Origin of the sequence: Cobetia sp. 2AS (assembly GCF_029846355.1) — a bacterium.
In the GTDB taxonomy this organism is placed as follows: Bacteria; Pseudomonadota; Gammaproteobacteria; order Pseudomonadales; family Halomonadaceae; genus Cobetia; species Cobetia amphilecti.
On record NZ_JARWKQ010000001.1, the window covers coordinates 1,083,969 to 1,101,155 of the forward strand.

At 62.8% G+C, this 17,187-nt stretch carries 14 protein-coding genes; 9 read left to right on the forward strand and 5 right to left on the reverse strand.

Going from position 1 to position 17,187, the window contains the following annotated elements:
* Window positions 1–80 precede the first annotated feature (80 nt).
* Window positions 81–881, reverse strand: a complete 801-nt coding sequence (locus QD356_RS04600) for a putative hydro-lyase (protein ID WP_043332129.1) — start codon at window positions 879–881, stop codon at window positions 81–83.
* Window positions 882–1,057: 176 nt separating this feature from the next.
* Window positions 1,058–1,960 carry a LysR family transcriptional regulator gene (locus QD356_RS04605; RefSeq protein WP_107334943.1) on the reverse strand — a complete coding sequence of 301 codons (903 nt, stop codon included), beginning with the start codon at window positions 1,958–1,960 and terminating at the stop codon, window positions 1,058–1,060.
* 438 nt (window positions 1,961–2,398) lie between these two features.
* On the opposite strand from QD356_RS04605, the gene QD356_RS04610 reads away from it, so the two are divergent.
* From QD356_RS04610 to QD356_RS04630, 5 genes are all read left to right on the forward strand, one after another.
* Window positions 2,399–3,367: a LysR family transcriptional regulator gene (locus QD356_RS04610; protein WP_225996415.1), complete on the forward strand. Its 969-nt coding sequence runs from the start codon at window positions 2,399–2,401 to the stop codon at window positions 3,365–3,367.
* A 422-nt stretch (window positions 3,368–3,789) separates the two neighbouring features.
* Window positions 3,790–4,818: a TRAP transporter substrate-binding protein DctP gene (dctP, locus tag QD356_RS04615; RefSeq protein WP_054555987.1), complete on the forward strand. Its 1,029-nt coding sequence runs from the start codon at window positions 3,790–3,792 to the stop codon at window positions 4,816–4,818.
* 214 nt (window positions 4,819–5,032) lie between these two features.
* On the forward strand, window positions 5,033–5,599 hold the full coding sequence (locus QD356_RS04620) for a TRAP transporter small permease (protein ID WP_192838142.1): 567 nt from the start codon (window positions 5,033–5,035) through the stop codon (window positions 5,597–5,599).
* Window positions 5,596–6,873 carry a TRAP transporter large permease gene (locus QD356_RS04625; protein WP_192838143.1) on the forward strand — a complete coding sequence of 426 codons (1,278 nt, stop codon included), beginning with the start codon at window positions 5,596–5,598 and terminating at the stop codon, window positions 6,871–6,873. Before QD356_RS04620 ends, QD356_RS04625 begins: the two co-directional genes overlap by 4 nt.
* Window positions 6,874–6,879: 6 nt before the next feature.
* Window positions 6,880–7,641, forward strand: a complete 762-nt coding sequence (locus QD356_RS04630) for a M15 family metallopeptidase (RefSeq protein ID WP_192838144.1) — start codon at window positions 6,880–6,882, stop codon at window positions 7,639–7,641.
* A gap of 126 nt (window positions 7,642–7,767) precedes the next feature.
* Here the strand turns inward: QD356_RS04630 and QD356_RS04635 are convergent, their stop codons facing one another.
* Window positions 7,768–9,045, reverse strand: a complete 1,278-nt coding sequence (locus QD356_RS04635) for a Zn-dependent hydrolase (RefSeq protein ID WP_192838145.1) — start codon at window positions 9,043–9,045, stop codon at window positions 7,768–7,770.
* Between the two features lie 82 nt (window positions 9,046–9,127).
* The gene (locus QD356_RS04640; protein WP_192838146.1) at window positions 9,128–9,952 is read right to left on the reverse strand and encodes an FCD domain-containing protein; all 825 of its coding nucleotides are present in this window, start codon (window positions 9,950–9,952) and stop codon (window positions 9,128–9,130) included.
* 230 nt (window positions 9,953–10,182) lie between these two features.
* Between QD356_RS04640 and QD356_RS04645 the strand changes: the two genes are divergently transcribed.
* Window positions 10,183–11,616 carry an FAD-dependent oxidoreductase gene (locus QD356_RS04645; protein ID WP_192838147.1) on the forward strand — a complete coding sequence of 478 codons (1,434 nt, stop codon included), beginning with the start codon at window positions 10,183–10,185 and terminating at the stop codon, window positions 11,614–11,616.
* 169 nt (window positions 11,617–11,785) lie between these two features.
* Here the strand turns inward: QD356_RS04645 and QD356_RS04650 are convergent, their stop codons facing one another.
* Window positions 11,786–13,006 carry an alpha-hydroxy acid oxidase gene (locus tag QD356_RS04650; protein ID WP_225996416.1) on the reverse strand — a complete coding sequence of 407 codons (1,221 nt, stop codon included), beginning with the start codon at window positions 13,004–13,006 and terminating at the stop codon, window positions 11,786–11,788.
* Window positions 13,007–13,264: 258 nt separating this feature from the next.
* On the opposite strand from QD356_RS04650, the gene QD356_RS04655 reads away from it, so the two are divergent.
* Genes QD356_RS04655 through QD356_RS04665 form a run of 3 tightly spaced genes read left to right on the forward strand, consistent with a single transcriptional unit; the run spans window position 13,265 to window position 17,185 of the window.
* A complete protein-coding gene (locus tag QD356_RS04655; RefSeq protein ID WP_192838149.1) occupies window positions 13,265–15,100 on the forward strand; it encodes an aminoglycoside phosphotransferase family protein in 1,836 nt (611 codons plus the stop codon).
* Window positions 15,093–15,995: a GAK system ATP-grasp enzyme gene (locus tag QD356_RS04660; RefSeq protein WP_192838150.1), complete on the forward strand. Its 903-nt coding sequence runs from the start codon at window positions 15,093–15,095 to the stop codon at window positions 15,993–15,995. Before QD356_RS04655 ends, QD356_RS04660 begins: the two co-directional genes overlap by 8 nt.
* Window positions 15,992–17,185 (forward strand): HprK-related kinase B, encoded by a 1,194-nt coding sequence (locus tag QD356_RS04665; RefSeq protein WP_192838151.1) that lies wholly within the window; start codon window positions 15,992–15,994, stop codon window positions 17,183–17,185. The genes QD356_RS04660 and QD356_RS04665 overlap by 4 nt, the downstream gene beginning before the upstream one ends.
* The last annotated feature ends 2 nt before the right edge of the window (window positions 17,186–17,187 follow it).

A 17,187-nucleotide genomic window follows, 5' to 3' on the forward strand; every position in this document is an offset into this window, starting at 1 on the left:
TCCCTGCACTGCGCCGAGCGTGATGAGTGCGGATTTCTCTCATGCCCGGCAGTACGCTCGGCAGCACGCTTGGCAGCAGGTCATCCGTACTTGAGACGATGATTGGGAATGTCGGTAATCAGCATGTGTCCCGGGCTATGCGCGATCGCCAATGGCAGTCGGGCATTCTCCAGCGCCAGTTGTGGCGTGACGCCACAGGCCCAGAACACCGGCATGTCACCTGTCTCAAGCGTAGGCGCATCGCCGAAGTCGGGGCTTTCGATATCGGAAATACCGATCAAGGCGGGGTCGCCCAGATGGACGGGCGCACCGTGCACACGAGGCATGTCGGTGGTGATCTGGATCGCGCGAATGGCGTGCGCCGCCGACATCGGGCGCAGGGATACCACCAGGTTGCCGTGGAAGCGCCCGGCACTGATCAGCGGGATATTGGTGCGATACATCGGCACGTTGCGCTTCAGGCGCGCATGGCGAACCTCGACACCCTCGTTGAGCAGCGCCTCTTCGAACGAGAACGAGCAGCCGATGGAAAACGCCACGAAATCGTCCTGCCACAGGGCGGCGATATCCTCGCGCGTTTCCTCAAGCTTGCCGTGACGGTAGATGTGATAGGCCGGCAGGTCGTGGCGCAGGTCGATGTTCTCACCCAGCCCTGTCGGGGCGGGAGAACCGACGGCCGTGACATCCAGCAATGGGCAGGCCTTGGGATTGGCCTGGCAGAATTGCAGAAATTCACCGGCAGCCTCGGCTGGCAGGATGATCAGGTTGGTCTGGGCGTAGCCGGCAGCGATACCGCTGGTGTGGCTGGCCCAATGACCGCTGCGGATCTGCTCGCGCGCCTCGCGGGGGGACGACGCGGCACTGAGAAGTGTCTGGGGCATCGTGGGAGCTTCTTGTGAAGTTGTTGTTGTCTGTCTTCACCATAAGAAGCGCACCGGGATAAATCCAATCGATTTTTATCGACCAGCGCGATCGGAAATTCCTTTCATGTGGAGCAAGTCAGTAGAGACATTCTGGTCGAAAGGGAGGCTATGCAGGGTATGAAAGCCCTGGAAGATCAGGCGATTCGTGAATGCGCCTCCTGATCCTGGCGGGCGATCTCGATGGCGAGTTCACACACGCCTTCGGCGAGGGCGCTTTCCATATGGGTCGGCCAGGAGGCGGTGAAGGTCAGTTCGGGCAGGTCGCAGGGCAGGCTGAGCAGGGTGCCCTGGCGGATTTCCTCGGCGACGATGCGTGGCGGGATGGCGCCGACGCCCAGGCCATCCAGGGTCATGCGCACGATGGTCCACAAGGAGCTTGAGCAATGAAGCTTCACGTCATCCAGTCCCATCTGATGGAGCAGGGAGCCAAGTTCATGGTGGGGCCGGCTGTTGCGGGCAAACGAGATCAGCGGCAGAGAATTCAGGCGCCGCAACGAGAAGTTGTCTTCGGTGAAGCCCAGCGCGGGGCTGATCACGAAGCCCATCGTGTAGTTGCAGAGAAAACGATTGAGCACACTCTCTGCCGTCACCGGCCCCATCAGAAAGGCGAGGTCGATATCGCCGGCGGTGAGCATGGCGGCAAGTCCCGGGGAGCTGTCGACCTCGAGTTCCAGCGTGAGGTCCGGGTAGCGGCGCGCCAGTTCGGCCAGAAAGCCGGGCAGCCAGCTATGCGCGACGGTCTCGACGACGCCCAGTCGCAGCACTCCCTGGAAGGGCGTATTCAACTCCATCATGGATAGCGCTTTCTGGCGCGCTTCCAGAAGCGCCTCGGCGTGGCGATAGAATTCGCGCCCCTTGAGCGTCGGCTGTACCGGTCGGCGAGTGCGCTCCAGCAGGCGGGTCTCCAGCGTGGTTTCCAGCTTGTTGATGCGTTCGGAAATCGAGGGCTGGGTCAGATGCAGGTGCTGGGCGGCCAGCCGGAACGACCCCAGGCGCGTGATCCACACGAAGGCTTCCACTTCCTTGAAATCGAACATGGCCAGATCCTGTCGTGATTGATGCCGCAAGCTTGAGGCTCACATTACCACTCGTTGATAAATTGCGTTCTCGATGGCGCGTATTACGGTACGATGTGAGGCATCGAGACATGTGTATTTTCATGAAAAGGAATGATGATGAAGTCTAGCGTGCGAGTTGTCAGTCTGGTGATGCTGAGTGCCCTTTTCATGGCAGGGTGCAGTTATACACCGGCGCGGATCGATGCCGAGCCTATCATCGAGATCGGTGATGGACACCATGATCACAAGCGTGGAGGCGGTGGCTTCTGCCCGCCGGGGCAGGCCAAGAAAGGTAACTGCTGATCACGTCGAACCAGAAGGAGCCGCTCATGCGGCTCCTTTTTCGTTGTCGACCGCTTCCCGATATGGGCCTCTGGAGTCGCTTGATCTGCAAGGATATCCTGAGTGATTCGAGTCTTGCCTCTTCCTCCACTGCTGCTGGCGGGTATTGTCTCCATGCTCAATCCCAAGGCGCTGACGGCGCTGAATGAAATCATCCGCCGGGGCTCACTGCGGCGCGCGGCGCGGCATCTGAATCTCGACCCTTCAGCGGTGAGCCGCCAGATCAAGCAGCTGGAAGAAGAGGTGGGTGTCGCGCTGTGCGAGCGCAGCGAGACGGGCATGCGCGCTACCCAGGCCGGGGTGTTGCTGTTGGATCACTTTCATCGCCAGCAGGCGGCGGAGGCGGCAGCGCTCTCGCAGCTGAGCGCCTTGCAGGGCCTGCGCAGCGGTGAGGTGAGAATCGCGGTGGGCGAAGGCTTCATTGCCGATCTGATCTCGCTGCCGTTGCAGAGCTTCATGGCACGTCATCCCGGCATCGAGGTCGTGGTGCGCATGGCGGGGGTGAATGAGGCGACTGAGCTGTTGCGCGACTTCGAGGTGGATATCGCGCTGCTCTACGCCCCGCCTGTCGATCCGATTCTTTGCTGTCATGTAGAGACCTGTCAGCCGCTGGATCTGATCGTGCCGGCGGAGCATCCGCTACTCGAGATTGCAGAGCCGTTGACGCTTTCGCAGGTGGCACAATGGCCGCTGGCGTTGATCGATGAATGCACCGGTATGCGTCAGATGGTCAATCAGGCGGCGCAGCAGGAGCGCGTCTCGCTGCGCGCGCAGTTGCGCACCAATTCCGTGTCGGTGCTCAAGAATTTCGTGCGTTCGGGGATCGGAGTGACCTTCATGCCGGAGTTGAGCGTGGTGGAGGAGCTGCGGCGTGGCGATATCTGCCTGTTGCCGATGCAGCACCCCGCGCTGGCGACGACCCGTGCGCAGATGTGTACGCGGCGTGGGCGCGAGATGACCGTCGCCGTCGAGGCCTGCGTCACCCATCTTCAGCAGGGCCTGCGATTCTTTACCGCGGATGCACCACGCCTGCTGAGCAAGTGACGTTCGACAAGTGACGTTCGTCACGTGATGTGTGCCACGTGACATTCAAGCAGCGTCGCTCGACGCACAGGTCAGGGTATCGGTGCTGACGGGCGCTTGTTCAGCTCTATCTCCTCACACGGCTGTCCCATTGCACAGGCCATTCTCTCGCTCAGTGCAGCATGTCACAGAACATCCCGACTGCCCCGTACAGCCCATGCTGGCGGGGCAGTCGTCGTCAGGAAGGGCACTATTCAGGCGCTTTTTCAGGTGTGGACGAAAAAACAACACTCAGGCGATTGATTAGTCTACAGCGGCAACGCTACTTTCGATGTGTGAAGGCGAAAGTCCCTCACCTTGACTGGCCGCAGGGCCACACTGACAAAGGCGGCGTCACTCCCGCCGCATACAACGAATATTTACAACAACAAAAGGGAATCCACATGTCCTTGTCCAAGACATCTCTGCTGCGCAAGACGCTCACCGGTTCCACTCTGGCGCTCAGCCTGCTGGCGGCCAGCGTGCAGGCCCAGACCATCAACCTCAGCTACAACGGTGCGCCGGATGCCGACAAGAATGCGGTGCATGTCTTCGCCAGCAATCTGAAGACCCTGGTGGAAGAGAAGACCGACGGCGAGCTGGAACTCAAGCTCTATCCCAACAGCATGCTGGGCGAGGAGCAGGAGCGCATGGAGCAGGTGATCAGCGCCCCGAACCTGAATATCGCCTCCTTCGCGGGCATGGCCCCCATCGTGCCGGAAGTCTATGTCAGCGCGACGCCGTTCATGTTCGACGGCTTTGATGAGGCGCGCCGTTTCTTCGATGAGGGTCAGTATTGGCAGCAGGTGCAGCAGCTGTTCAGCGAGCGCACCAATGGCGCCGAGATTCTGGCCGTCGTGGAGGAAGGGGGCTTTCTGGCCTTCACCAACGACAAGCGCCCGATCACCAGCCCTGATGATTTCGAAGGCCTGCGCTTTCGCGCGATGGACCCAAGCCAGGTAGCGCTCTACGAGGCCTTCGGTGCCTCGGGCACGCCGATTCCGTGGACGGAGGTCTACATGGCGCTGCGCACGGGGGTGGCGGATGGTCAGATGAACCCGCCGATGTACATCCTGCTGGGCAGTCTGCAGGAAGTGCAGAAGTACCTGACACTGGCCAACATCCAGTATTCCGATCAGTTCCTGGTGGCCAATGGTCAGCTGCTCGAGAGCCTGTCGGACGAGGAGCGCACGGCACTTCTCGAGGCGGTCCAGGAAGCCAATGCGCAGGCCCGTCAGGACAACCAGAGCCAGGTCGAGTCACGTATCGCCTCGCTGGAAGAGCAGGGCATGCAAGTGATCCGCCCGAGCGAAGCTGATCTCGAGGCATTTCGCAGCAAGGGCCAGCCGGCCTACCTCGAGTGGCTCAAGAGCCAGGACATCGCGCCAGAGCTGATCGATACCGCCATGAAGGATGCCGGCCTGTCCTCGTGATGGTCTGTTGCGATGGTCTTTCGAGATGGCTTGTTGCGATGGTCTGTTGCGATGGCCTTTCGAGATGACCTGACACGCTGACTCGGTGAAAGGCGAGTGACGCTCAAGCATCAGCGAGCATCCCGCTGCGGTACCCGGTGCCCGGGCAATGACAGTCCGGGCATCGAGGCTCTGAATTTCCCTCCTTGCTGGTGGATTGCGGTAAATGACTTCCATGACTCCTTCACGACAGCCTTCCCTGCGGGAAGGCCTGCTGCTTGCCTGTGGCCGCGTGACACTGGCGATAGCGGCAGTATTGCTGGCTTCCACGGTGCTGATCATGCTTTACGGCGTAGTGATGCGCTATGTACTGGGCGGCGCGCCCATCTGGGTCGATGAGCTGACCCGCTATCTCATCATCGCCAGTGTCATGCTGGCGATCGGCGTCGTCTGGGTAGAAGGGGCGCACATGCGCGTGGCGCTGCTGGAACGGCGTCTGCCTCCGCGCATGGCCAAGGCGCTGATCCATTATCAGTGGTGGCTGACGCTCGTGCTGATGGCGGGCGCGACCTGGATGACCTGGCACTACGCCATGTCGGCGAGCATGTTCCGCACCATGGGACTGGGCGTCAGCCGCAGCGTGCCGATGCTGTCGATGCCGATCGGTTTCGCGCTGATCACGGTGCAGGTCCTGCTGCATGGCCCACGGCCGCTGACATCCCCGACGCATGAGATCTCGCCGGACGAGGAGGTCGACGAGCCTGCGACACACGATGACAGGACAGGAGGGCCACGCACATGATCTGGGCAATGTTGGCCATCTTCGTCGTGCACGTGCTGCTGGGCCTGCCGCTGTTTCTCTCCCTGCTCGTCACCGCCGTGACCGGCTTTCTGTTCGTCGATATTTCGATGCTGGAGCGCCTCGGGCCGCAGCAGTTCTTCGGCGGCATCAATGCCTTCTCGCTGATGGCGATTCCGCTGTTCATTCTCGCCGGCAACCTGATGAACATCAGTGGCCTGACCGAACGCCTCATGCGCCTGGCACGCCTGATGGTCGGACATCTGCGCGGTGGCATGGGCCATGTCAACGTCGTCTCCAGCGTGTTCTTCGCTGGCGTCAATGGCTCGGCGGTCGCCGATACCTCCGCGCTGGGCTCGCTACTGGTGCCGGCCATGCGCAAGGAGGGCTATTCGACTTCCTTTGCCGCAGGTCTGACGGCGGGCAGCTCGTTGATCGGGCCGATCATTCCGCCCAGCATCTTCATGATCCTCTACGCCTCGCTCACCAACACCTCTGTGGGCAGCCTGTTCCTGGCCGGTGTCGTACCCGGTCTGGTGCTGGCGGTGGCATTCATGGCGATGAATGCCTGGTATGCCCGGCGTCATGGTCTGCAGGCACGTGGCCAGGCACCGGCGCGTCGCGAAGTGATCGCGGCGATCATCGGGGCACTGCCTGCGCTGGTGGCACCGGTAATCATCGTCTCCGGCATCGTGCTGGGCATCGTGACCCCGACCGAATCCGGCGCCTTGATCGTGGCCTATGTGCTGCTCTGCGGCTTGTGCCAGGGGCCGCTCAAGCTTGTCGAGGTGTGGGGTGCCATCAAGGACACGGCGCGCCTGACCAGCGCCATCTTCGTGATCATGGCGGTGTCGTCCATCGTCAGCTGGCTGCTGTCCTATGCCCAGGTGCCCAATCAGTTCGTGGCATTGCTGACACCCTATATCGACAGCCCGATCCTGATCCTGCTGCTGCTCAGCGCCATCACCTTCGTCACCGGCATGTTCATGGAGGAAGTCTCGGCCTTGATGCTGTTGACGCCGATCTTCGTGCCCGTGGCCATGGCCGCCGGCATCGACCCCGTGCACCTGGGGGTCATCATCACGCTCAATATCACCATCGCGCTGATCACGCCGCCGATGGGCGCCTGCGTGTTCGTGGCCGCCGCGGTCAGCAAGCTCGAGATCACCTCGCTGTTTCGCACCATCTGGCCGTTCGTGCTGGTGGCGGTCGCGGTGCTGCTGATGCTGATCATCTTCCCGCCTCTTACCCTGTGGTTGCCGACCCTGTCTGGATAACAACTCATGACGTCAACATTGAATCGCCCAATTCCCCCCATCCCGAGTCATGACGAGCCGGACTGGACGCAGGTCACCCGAATCCCCGTGAAGGGATGTGGCAGTACTCTGGTGCCGACCAGCCTCGGGCCGTCATGCCTGAAGGTCTATCCCGCCTACGCGCGCCTCGGTATCCCCGGGGCGGTCAATGAATGTCTGGTGCGGCGTGCGGTGTATCAGCGCTTGTTGCAGGCCGCGCGCGCCTTGCCGCAAGGGCTGTCGTTGGTGGTGATGGATGGCTGGCGTCCCTGGCGGGTGCAGCAGTATCTGTTCGAGACGCTGTATCAGTCGCTCAAGACGCATGACCCCGAGCTTGATGAGGCCCAGCTGCTGGCGCGTACGCGCGAATTCGTCTCGCTGCCCAGCCGTGACCCGGACGCGCCGAGTCCACATCTCACCGGCGGCGCCGTCGATGTCACCCTGTGTGACGCCGATGGCTTGCTGCTCGAGATGGGGACGCTGTTTGACGAGGCGACCCCCGAGTCCCACGCCGATCATTTCGAGCGTCATCCGCCTGCCAGCGATACGCCCCAGGCTGAGGCGCGCGACAACCGGCGTCTGCTCTATCACGTCATGACCGAGGCCGGCTTCACCAATCTGCCCAGCGAATGGTGGCACTTCGATTTCGGTGATCAGCTCTGGGCCTGGTACCGCGGCGAACCCGAGGCGCTGTTCGGCCCGGCGGAAATGGACAGCATCGAGAGTCTCTGGAAACGCTCACTGGCGTGAAGGTGTCGGAGCATGCCTGACAGCCGCTGGCCTGCAAGACACGAAAGCCCCGCTCGATGGCGACTCGAGCGGGGCTTTCGTTTCAGCAGCTTATGCGATCAGCGTTCAGCGGGCCGTGCCTGATGCTCAGCTGACGATCTCGGCCTGATCGAGCATCGCATGGAAGAGCACGTTGCAGCCGGCGTGCAGGTCCTTGGGCGCGGCGTTCTCGATCTCGTTGTGGCTGATGCCGCCTTCGCAGGGCACGAAGATCATGCCGGCGGGTGCGATACGGCCCATGAAGATGGCGTCGTGGCCAGCGCCGCTGACGATGTCGAGATGCGAGTAGCCGAGCTGGCTGGCGGCATTGCGCACCGCGTTCACGCAGTTGTCGGCGAAGTGTTCCGGCACGAAGTCGGCGGTGGGGGTGAGCTCATAGGTCAGACGATGACGCTGACTGACGGCTTCGACGACTTCTTTCAGCTCCGCGACCATCGCGGTGAGGGAGTCGGGTTCCAGCGAGCGCAGGTCGATGGTCATGTTGACCTGCCCGGGGATGACGTTGCGCGAGCCCGGGTGGACCTGCATCACGCCCACGGTACCGCGGCCATGCGGCGCGTGATCGATGGCGATGCGATTGACGGCGACGGTGATCTCGGCCGCGCCAAGCATGGCGTCCTGGCGCAGTGACATGGGCGTGGGGCCCGCGTGCGCCTCCTGACCGGTCAGGGTCAGATCGAACCAGCGCTGACCCAGCGCGCCCATCACCACGCCGATGGTGGTCGCTTCATCTTCCAGAATCGGGCCCTGCTCGATGTGGCTCTCGAAGAAGGCGCGCACGTTCTCGCGGGGGATCTCATCGCTGCCGCGATAGCCGATGGCGTCCAGTGCCTCACCGGCGGTCACTCCGTCGCTGTCCTGCTGGGCGAGCATCTCATGCAGTGACAACTGGCCGGTATGCACGCCGGACCCCATCATGCAGGGCGCGAAGCGACAGCCTTCTTCATTGGTCCAGACCACCACTTCCACCGGGCAGCGGGTCTTGATGTCGTGCTGGTTGAGGCTGCGCAGGACCTCAAGCCCGGCCATCACCCCGAAGCAGCCATCGAACTTGCCGCCGGTCGGCTGGGTGTCGATGTGGCTGCCGGTCATCACCGCCGGCGCGTCCGGGTCGGTGCCGGCGCGACGCGCGAAGATGTTGCCGATGGCATCGATACGGATCGTGCAGCCCTCGGCCTTGCACCATTGAATGAAGAGGTCGCGTGCCTGGCGGTCCAGCTCGGTCAGCGCCTGGCGGTTGACGCCGCCCTTGGGCGTGGCGCCCAGCTCGGCCAGGGTCATCAGTGATTGCCACAGGCGATCGCTGTCGGTGCGCAGCTCGCTCAGGGTATTCGCGGACGAGGTGTCCATCTGGGCAGTGGTCATCGGCTTCATCCTCTCGTGGATATTGTTGTTGTGCTTTCGGTCTCGGTCCCGCTCTTGTTTCGGTCCAGGCTTCGGCTGCGGGTCAGGTTCTGCTGTCGGCCATCAGCTGCGCGGGGGTCACGAGCAACTGGTCGGCCATTTCCACCTCGAGTGCCGTCATGTGGTGCTCGGCATCCTGCATGTGTTCTGTCATGAGCTGTCTGACCTGCTCATGGTCCTGGTGGCGAAACGCCGTGATCAGGCCCGAGTGGTAATGCTGATTGGCCTGATCAAACTGCTTGCGTTCCGGCAGGTAGGCCTTCTTGATGACGACCAGCTCATACAGCATGTCGTTGAGGAACTGGCACATGAAGCTGAGCAGCGGGTTGGGGCAGGCGCGGGCCAGCACCTGATGGAATTCGATTTCCAGGAAGCGCTGGCGCCGCTGGTCCTCGTCCTGTGGCTGGTGGCAGCTGCAGTCATGGACATTGTTCTCGAGCGCCACCAGGTCCTCTTCGCTGAGCAGGCCCACCACCGAGACCGCCATCTCGACTTCCAGCAGTCGGCGTAGCTGATAGACCTGGGCGCCATTGAGCGTCTTGAAATGCAGGAAGCTCCTCAGCATGCGGCTGGCCGGTTCCATGCTTGGCGCATTGAGCACGGCGCCGCCATTGGGCCCCGTCTTCAGGGTGATCAAGCCCTCGACCTCGAGAATCTTGAGGGCTTCGCGCAGCGTGCCCTTGGCGCAGCCGTACTGGGCCATCAGCGCCTTCTCGTTGGGCAGCCGGTCACCCTCGCTCAATCCATCGCGCACGATGCTGCGCCTCAGGTCATCACTGATCAGCTCGGCCAGCTTCTGCCGCTTGGGCAGGTGGGCGCCGGAGGCGTTGGCACGTGAAGTGTCCAGGGGGGAGGGCGTTGTCGGCATGCGATGTCCTGAGCGGCAGCGAGTCAGTTATATTTATTCGTATAAATAAGCTTTAGTCGCGGACTCGAGCGCTGTCAAACCCCATGGTGGCCTCAAGCGTTGCGCGGGCGATCACGCCAATGATGCGTCGCACCAAAGGCAGCGCATTGGCGAAGTCATGTGTGTCAGTCTTGAAAAGCGCCTGGTCTGACATAAGGTTTCTATATTCGACCCCGCTAAAGGAGGCCTCTATGGAAACGCATGATCCTCAGCGAACGCGCGACGCCGATATCGTCATCGTCGGTGGCGGTGCCGGCGGACTGGAGCTGGCGGTTCGCCTTGCCAAGGCAGGCCACAAGGACGTCTTGCTGATAGACCGCGACACCAGTCACGTATGGAAGCCACGACTGCATGAGATCGCGGCGGGCCTCGGGCGGCGACAGGTCGATGAGCTGGGGTATGCCGGTCTGGCCGAGCAGTGGGGGTTCCGTTATGAGTGCGGCACACTCGAAAGCGTGGACCCTGAACAGCGCCAGATCACCCTGGCCGCGATCCCGGGCAGGGAAGATCATGCGAGCGCCGAGGTGCCGGCGCGCGTCAGGGGCTATCGTCAGCTGGTGCTGGCCCTGGGCGGTGTGACGCCGGACATGGGGGTCGAGGGTGTGCTGGAGCATGCCTGCCTGCTGGATTCCCCCGACGATGCCGAGCGCATCGCCCAGCAGTTCTCGCGTGGCCTGCTGGCCAACCATGTGGCGATGGAAACAGCACCGACAGGCAATGCTGGTGTGTCAGCCAGCCAGGGCGGCGCTCAGGTTGGCACTGAGGGAGGCACGCAAGATAGTGCCAAGGATTCCCCGGGGCGGCCGTATCAGGTGGTGATCGTCGGCTCCGGCGCCACCGGTGTCGAACTGGCCGCCTATCTGCATGAGGCGCGTGGCATGCATGACGCCCCTGCACCCAAGGGCGCGAAGGTCGAGATCACGATTCTCGAGGCCACCGAGACCTTCATGCCCGGTGTTTCACAGGAACTGCGCGTGTCGATCCATCAGCGACTCGAGGAGCAGGGCATCAAGATCGAACTGTCGCGTCAGGTCGCCAAGGTGTCTCCCGGCAGTGTCGAGATCAGTGAAGGCGACGAGTCGGTGACGCGTGACGCGGATCTGGTGGTCTGGGCGGCAGGGCGCGTCGGGCCCGCGATCGTCGAGGAAATCGACGCACTGGAAAGCAACAAGAAGCGTCAATTCAAGGTCACGCCCGGGCTGCAATGCCTTGGCCACGACAGCATCTTCGCGCTGGGCGATTGTGCCAACCTCGACGAGGCGCCGCTGCCGCCCACCGCTCAGGTGGCCAGCGAGCAGGCCGAGTTTCTCGCCGATGAACTGCTGCGTCGCCAGCAGGGTGAGCCGGCTCAGGCCTTCGAGTTCAAGGACCGCGGTACCTTGCTGTCACTTTCCAGCGCCGGCAGCGTCGGTGAGCTCAGCGGCAAGTTGAGTGACAAGCTGGGCAATGCCCAGGGCAGCAAGGGCAATGATGATCTGCAGGTGAGAGGGCGTTTCGCGCGCGCCGCCTATCAAGGGCTGCAGCGCCAGCACCAGTTCCTGCTGCTGGGGCCGCTGAAGGGCTCCGCCGAGGTGGTCAGTGATGTGCTGCGCCGTAGCATGGGGCCGCGTCTCAAGGTGCACTGAGTCTTGAGCGGATCTTGAGTGATTCTAGAGAGACTCTTGAATGAGCCCTGAGAGAGTCGCCAGCCAGTGATGATAGGCCGACATGCGCCGTGGTGGATTCCACTGGTGCATCTCGGCCTTGTGCTTTTCAGGGCGTTATTGCTGCGCCGTCGTGTTCAGGATGTCGTGTTCAGGAGGTCGTGCCCAGCGCGTCATGAGGTTCCCTGCGGCGTGATTCTCGCCCTGCTCCGCTCTGCGAGCTGGCCAGTGGATAGGTGCCGGGCCTGAGAATCCGCGTGTCCACGTCGTGGATATCACGCAGTCCGCACAGGGCCAGCGTGGTGTCGAGTTCCTTGTGGATGATCTCCAGGGACTTGGTCACGCCTTCTTCGCCCATAGCGCCGAGCCCATAGAGGAAGGCGCGCCCCAGATAAACGCCCTTGGCGCCCATCGCCACCGCCTTGAGCACATCCTGTCCGGAGCGGATACCCCCGTCCATATGGACCTCTGTCCTGTCGCCGACTGCCGCGAGAATGTCCGGCAGGGCGGAGATGGAGGAGGCGGCACCATCCAGCTGTCGTCCGCCGTGGTTGGAGACGATCACCGCGTCGGCGCCTGCCTGCACGGCCAGCTCGGCATCTTCCGGTTCCATGATGCCCTTGATGATCAACTTGCCGCCCCAGCGGTCCTTGATCCACTTGATGTCATCCCAGCTCAGGCTCGGATCGAACTGGCTGGCGGTCCATTTCGAGAGGGAACTCAGATTCTCGGCATCCTTCACGTGGCCGGCGATATTGCCGAAGGTATGGCGCCTGGTCTTGAGCATGCCGGCACACCAGCGCCACTTGGTGGCCAGATCGAGCACGGTCGCCACGGTAGGGCGAGGGGGCACGCTTAGGCCGTTGATCAGGTCCTTGTGGCGCTGGCCGATGATCTGCAGGTCAGCGGTGAGTACCAGCGCGGAACACTCCGCGGCCTTGGCGCGATCGATCAGTCGTCCGATGTAATCCTTGTCGCGCATCACGTAAAGCTGGAACCAGAAGGGCCGTGAGCTGACCGACGCGACGTCCTCGATGGAACAGATGCTCATGGTCGAGAGCGTGAAGGGGATACCGAAGTCACTCGCCGCGCGCGCGGCCAGCATCTCGCCATCGGCATGCTGCATGCCGGTCAGGCCAGTCGGCGCGATCGCCACCGGCATGGCCACCTCCTCGCCCAGCATCTTCGTGCGCAGAGTGCGATTGTCCATGTCGACCATCACCCGTTGGCGCAGCCCGATCGCGGCGAAGTCGGCCTCGTTGGCCCGATAGGTGGACTCCGTCCACGAGCCGGAATCGGCATAGTCGTAGAACATCTTCGGCACGCGGCGTTTCGCCAGGCGTTGCAGGTCATTGATGCAGGTGATGGTCATGCGGGTCTCCATCCGTGGTGGGTCGCGCGGGGGCTGGCAGGGTCGCTTGCGCTACTGTCACCGAATCCGGTCTTGTCCAGCTATAGGCGATACGTCTAGGGGGAAGCGTTCGGGTGGTGGAATTCAATGAAAAAACCGCGCTCCAGCCCGGCCGACCACCCACAAGACAGTCGATTCCTCCAGCGCGTGTCGCGGATTGTCATCTTTGCGTGGAATACTATGGCATTGGGATGATTTCCGAGTGGATGGAGAGATGGCATGGATCAGGCCTGGCCTGAAAGCACGCGCGACAACCTTCGATTTCTGTGTTCGGAAGTGGATAGCCAATATGGCTGGCTGCAGGCGTTCGTGTCCGCGCCGACGGCGGCCATGGCGCGCAAGCTGCTGGAGCGCCAGGGGTACGCCGAGAACCTCTGCCAGCGTATCGAACAGGCATGCCCTGAAGCCCGAAACCACAAGCGCTCGCACGCGCGGGCCCGCTTCCAGCAGAGCCTGGTCGAGGTCGCCAGTGGTCTGGCACGGCTCAGTGAGCTGGCGCGCAGTTGTCTGGAGCAGCTGATTCGCGTCGATGATGTCCAGCTGGTCGATGATGTCGTGCTGGTCAAGTCGCTGCGCCGTGTGCGTCGCGGCATTCTGCGCAGCGAGATGTCGCTGGAGAACGGCTCCCTGTCCCTGGCCCTGAAGCTCGCGCGCAGTCGCGAGAAGCTGAAGCGGGACAGTGAAGGCCGCATTCGGGCACTCACCGGCCAGCTCAAGAAGAAGAGCGCTCCCGCCGAAGACCTGACACACCTGCTGTTCGTGGCCCGGGAAATCAGCCAGATGGGCGAGGTGCTGGGGCAGCTGGGTGAGGCGGTCATCTCGGCAACCCTCGGTCAGTCACTCAACTTCGAGCGCTATGCCTCGCTGACCCACCTGGTCAATGAACTCGGTGATGGCAGTCAGACGGCGGGCGAGATGCGCGTCGACACCCTGGCCGAGACACGTTCCGGCAGCCGGATCTCGGGGATTGCCAGCGAGAAGCCCAGTGAGAGGGCTGTTGAGAAGGTCAGTGACAAGGGCAATGACAAGGGCAAGCCGGCCAACGACAAGCAACAGGGCAGCAAGGCTGGCGAGTCAGGGGGCAGCAAGACCAAGGCGAGCAAATCCAAGGACAGCAAATCCAAGGACCGCAAATCCAGGGGCTGCAAGCCAACCGGTGATCTGCCGCTGACCTCGCCGGAGTATCTGGCCATCTTCAAGGATGGCCTGGGGCGCAAGGTCGAGGAGGAGCGTCAGGGCGTCGAGCGCTGGCACGATATCTATCCCGGCATCGCCCCCCGCATCCTCTCGCACCATCAGCAGGGCGACAGCGCGGCACTCTTGATCGAACACCTGCCGGGCATGACCCTCGAGCATCTGTTGATCAACGAATCGTCACGCCTCAATCGTACCGCCCAGCAGGCGCTGGTCGAGACGCTACACTCGGTGTGGACCACCACCCGCCGCGACAAGCCGGTCACTGCAGGGCACATGCGCCAGCTGCTCAAGCGGCTGAGTGATGTCTATCAGATCCATCCGGAGTTTCGCCACTGCGGTGCCTCGCTGTGTGGGCGCGAGATGTCCTCGCTGGAAGCGTTGATCGAGCAAGCCGCAGGTCTGGAACGTTCGCTCGAGGCTCCCTTCGCCGTTTATATCCATGGCGACTTCAATGTCGACAACATCCTCTTCGATCCGGCGAAACAGAGCATCCGCTTCATCGATCTTCACCGCTCGGCCTATCAGGACTATGTGCAGGACGTGTCCGTGCACATGGTGTCCCATTACCGCCTGCAATTGACGGATGCGGCGCTGCGGGCTCGTATTCTGGCGCTGGCCCTGAGTTTCGGTCAGCAGATGCGTCGCTTTGCCCATGAGCAGGGCGATACCACCTTTGAATGGCGTCTGGCACTTGGCCTGGCGCGCTCCTTTGCCACCTCGACACGTTTCATCCTCGATGCCGGGCTGGCAGGGCGCATGTTCAACCGCGCACGTTTTATACTCGAGCATGTGCTTGGCGCCGACCCTGAACGGCCGGCCGATTACCGTATTCCCCTGGAGGAGTTGTTCGTTGACTGATTTCAAGATTGGCGTCGTGGGTATTCCCGGCAAGTGGTCGACCGAAGTGCTGGCGGATGCCATCGAAGCACGGACGGGCTTTCGTCTCGTGATCGACATGGCGGCCGTCTCGCTGGACCTGACCCGCAACTGCCTCGAATTCCGTGACTCTGCCGGGGTGCGCCATGACCTGACCGAGCTGGACGCCCTGATCGTCAAGAAGATCAGCGCGGAATATTCCCCGGGCAGCCTGGACCGCCTGGAGCTGTTGCGCGTCGCCAAAGCCAGGGGCGTGCGTGTCTTCAGCAGCGCGGAGAGCATGATTCGCCTGATCGACCGCCTGAGCTGCACCGTCACGCTGGCCAATGCCGATATCCCGATGCCGGCCACGCTGGTCACCGAAGACGTGGCGGCGGCCTGCGAGGCCGTCAAGCGCTTCAAGGCCGCCGTCTTCAAGCCGCTTTTCTCCACCAAGGCACGGGGCATGTGCATCATCGAGGACACCGGCGATGATGCCGCGCTGGAAGCTGCCGTGCGTGAGTTCGCCGCCGAGCACCCGATGATGTATCTGCAGCAGCGCCTCGACCTGCCGGGGCAGGATTACGGCATGGTCTTCGTCGGTGGCCGTTATCTGTGCAGCTACGCCCGTGTCAGTGGGGGCGATGCCTGGAATACCACCATCCACGCCGGTGGCAAGTACGCACCCTTCGAGCCCTCCGAGGAGCTGATCGCGCTGGCGCAGCGTGCCCAGGCGCCGTTCAAGCTCGACTTCACCACCGTCGATGTCGCGCTGACCGACGATGGCCCGATCATCTTCGAAGTCTCGGCCTTCGGCGGCTTTCGCGGGGCGCTGGAAGGCGCCGGTGTCGATGCGGCCACCGCCTATCTTGATCACGTGATGGAGTGTCTGGCATGAGCGCGACGACCTGTGACAGCCCGGCCAACCTTGCCTCGCTGCCCTTTGCAGAGTGGACGGCCGCCGCCTGCTTCACGGCGCTGACGCCGTCGCGCCAGTGCCTGAGTGAGGCGCTGCTGTTCGAGGTGGATGACTTTTGCCTGTGCGTGATGACGGACATGCCACGGCTGCTGCAACGTCTGGCGACATATTTTCGCCATTGCGCGCGCCTCGTGGCGCTCGACAATGTGCCGATAGAAGTCAAGATCGTACATGTGCTCAAGGCACCGGTACTCAAGGACACGCCAGCGGCAGCGAGGCTCGGCATCGTGCCCGAGGCCTTCGTCGACTGGATGCCGGAACCTGGCAAGACACGCCGCAAGGACGCCATCATCGACCTGGCCGACGGGCGCCTGATCCACAAGGTGCGCACGGGCATGGCCTTTCTGCGCAGCAACGACCACAACCTGGCGTTCGGGCCCTGTGAAGACAACGAGAGCCAGGTGATCAACTTCCTGCTCAATCTGCACATGTCGCATCTGCAGCAGAATGACGGCTTGATCTGTCACGCCTCGGCGCTGTCGAAGGGCGATCGCGCGGTGGCCATCGCCGCCTTCTCGGGCGGCGGGAAGTCCACCACCATGGTGAAGGCACTCGACAATCCTGAGTTCGACTTCATCAGCAATGACCGGCTGTTCCTGGACCGCCCCGGGCGGGAGGGAACGCTGCGTGCCCGCGGCGTGGCCAAGTTGCCACGCATCAATCCCGGCACCATGCTCAACAATCCGCGTCTGCGCCCGCTGCTGGACCCCGCACGTATCGCAGGCTATGAAGCGATGCCGCAAGAAGCGCTGTGGGACCTGGAAGAGAAGCACGATCTGATCATCGAGGACGTCTACGGGCCCGGGCGTATCCGCGCCAGCGGCGAGCTTGCGGCCATGGTGATACTCAACTGGACGCGCGGCAGCGAGGCACCGCTCGAGGTGCGCGAGGTCGAGGTCAGCCGCAGCGAAGCGCTGATGCGCGCGGTGATGAAGACACCGGGGCCCTTCCACCAGCAGCGGGATGGCCGTTTCGTGCCCAATGGCGCAAGCCTTGATCCCGCGCCGTATCTGGAGCGCCTGGCGGGAACCCGCGTGCTTGAGGTGACCGGGCGCGTGGACTTCGCCGCGCTGGTCGAGAACCACCTGACCCCCTTGCTGGAGGCTTGAAC

Excerpts from the sequence above, each read along its gene's own strand:
- QD356_RS04600 (WP_043332129.1), bottom strand. The coding sequence starts at position 881 with ATGCCCCAGACACTTCTCAGTGCCGCGTCGTCCCCCCGCGAGGCGCGC.
- QD356_RS04605 (WP_107334943.1), bottom strand. The coding sequence starts at position 1,960 with ATGTTCGATTTCAAGGAAGTGGAAGCCTTCGTGTGGATCACGCGCCTG.
- dctP (WP_054555987.1), top strand. The coding sequence starts at position 3,790 with ATGTCCTTGTCCAAGACATCTCTGCTGCGCAAGACGCTCACCGGTTCC.
- QD356_RS04620 (WP_192838142.1), top strand. The coding sequence starts at position 5,033 with ATGACTCCTTCACGACAGCCTTCCCTGCGGGAAGGCCTGCTGCTTGCC.
- QD356_RS04625 (WP_192838143.1), top strand. The coding sequence starts at position 5,596 with ATGATCTGGGCAATGTTGGCCATCTTCGTCGTGCACGTGCTGCTGGGC.
- QD356_RS04630 (WP_192838144.1), top strand. The coding sequence starts at position 6,880 with ATGACGTCAACATTGAATCGCCCAATTCCCCCCATCCCGAGTCATGAC.
- QD356_RS04635 (WP_192838145.1), bottom strand. The coding sequence starts at position 9,045 with ATGACCACTGCCCAGATGGACACCTCGTCCGCGAATACCCTGAGCGAG.
- QD356_RS04640 (WP_192838146.1), bottom strand. The coding sequence starts at position 9,952 with ATGCCGACAACGCCCTCCCCCCTGGACACTTCACGTGCCAACGCCTCC.
- QD356_RS04645 (WP_192838147.1), top strand. The coding sequence starts at position 10,183 with ATGGAAACGCATGATCCTCAGCGAACGCGCGACGCCGATATCGTCATC.
- QD356_RS04650 (WP_225996416.1), bottom strand. The coding sequence starts at position 13,006 with ATGACCATCACCTGCATCAATGACCTGCAACGCCTGGCGAAACGCCGC.
- QD356_RS04655 (WP_192838149.1), top strand. The coding sequence starts at position 13,265 with ATGGATCAGGCCTGGCCTGAAAGCACGCGCGACAACCTTCGATTTCTG.
- QD356_RS04665 (WP_192838151.1), top strand. The coding sequence starts at position 15,992 with ATGAGCGCGACGACCTGTGACAGCCCGGCCAACCTTGCCTCGCTGCCC.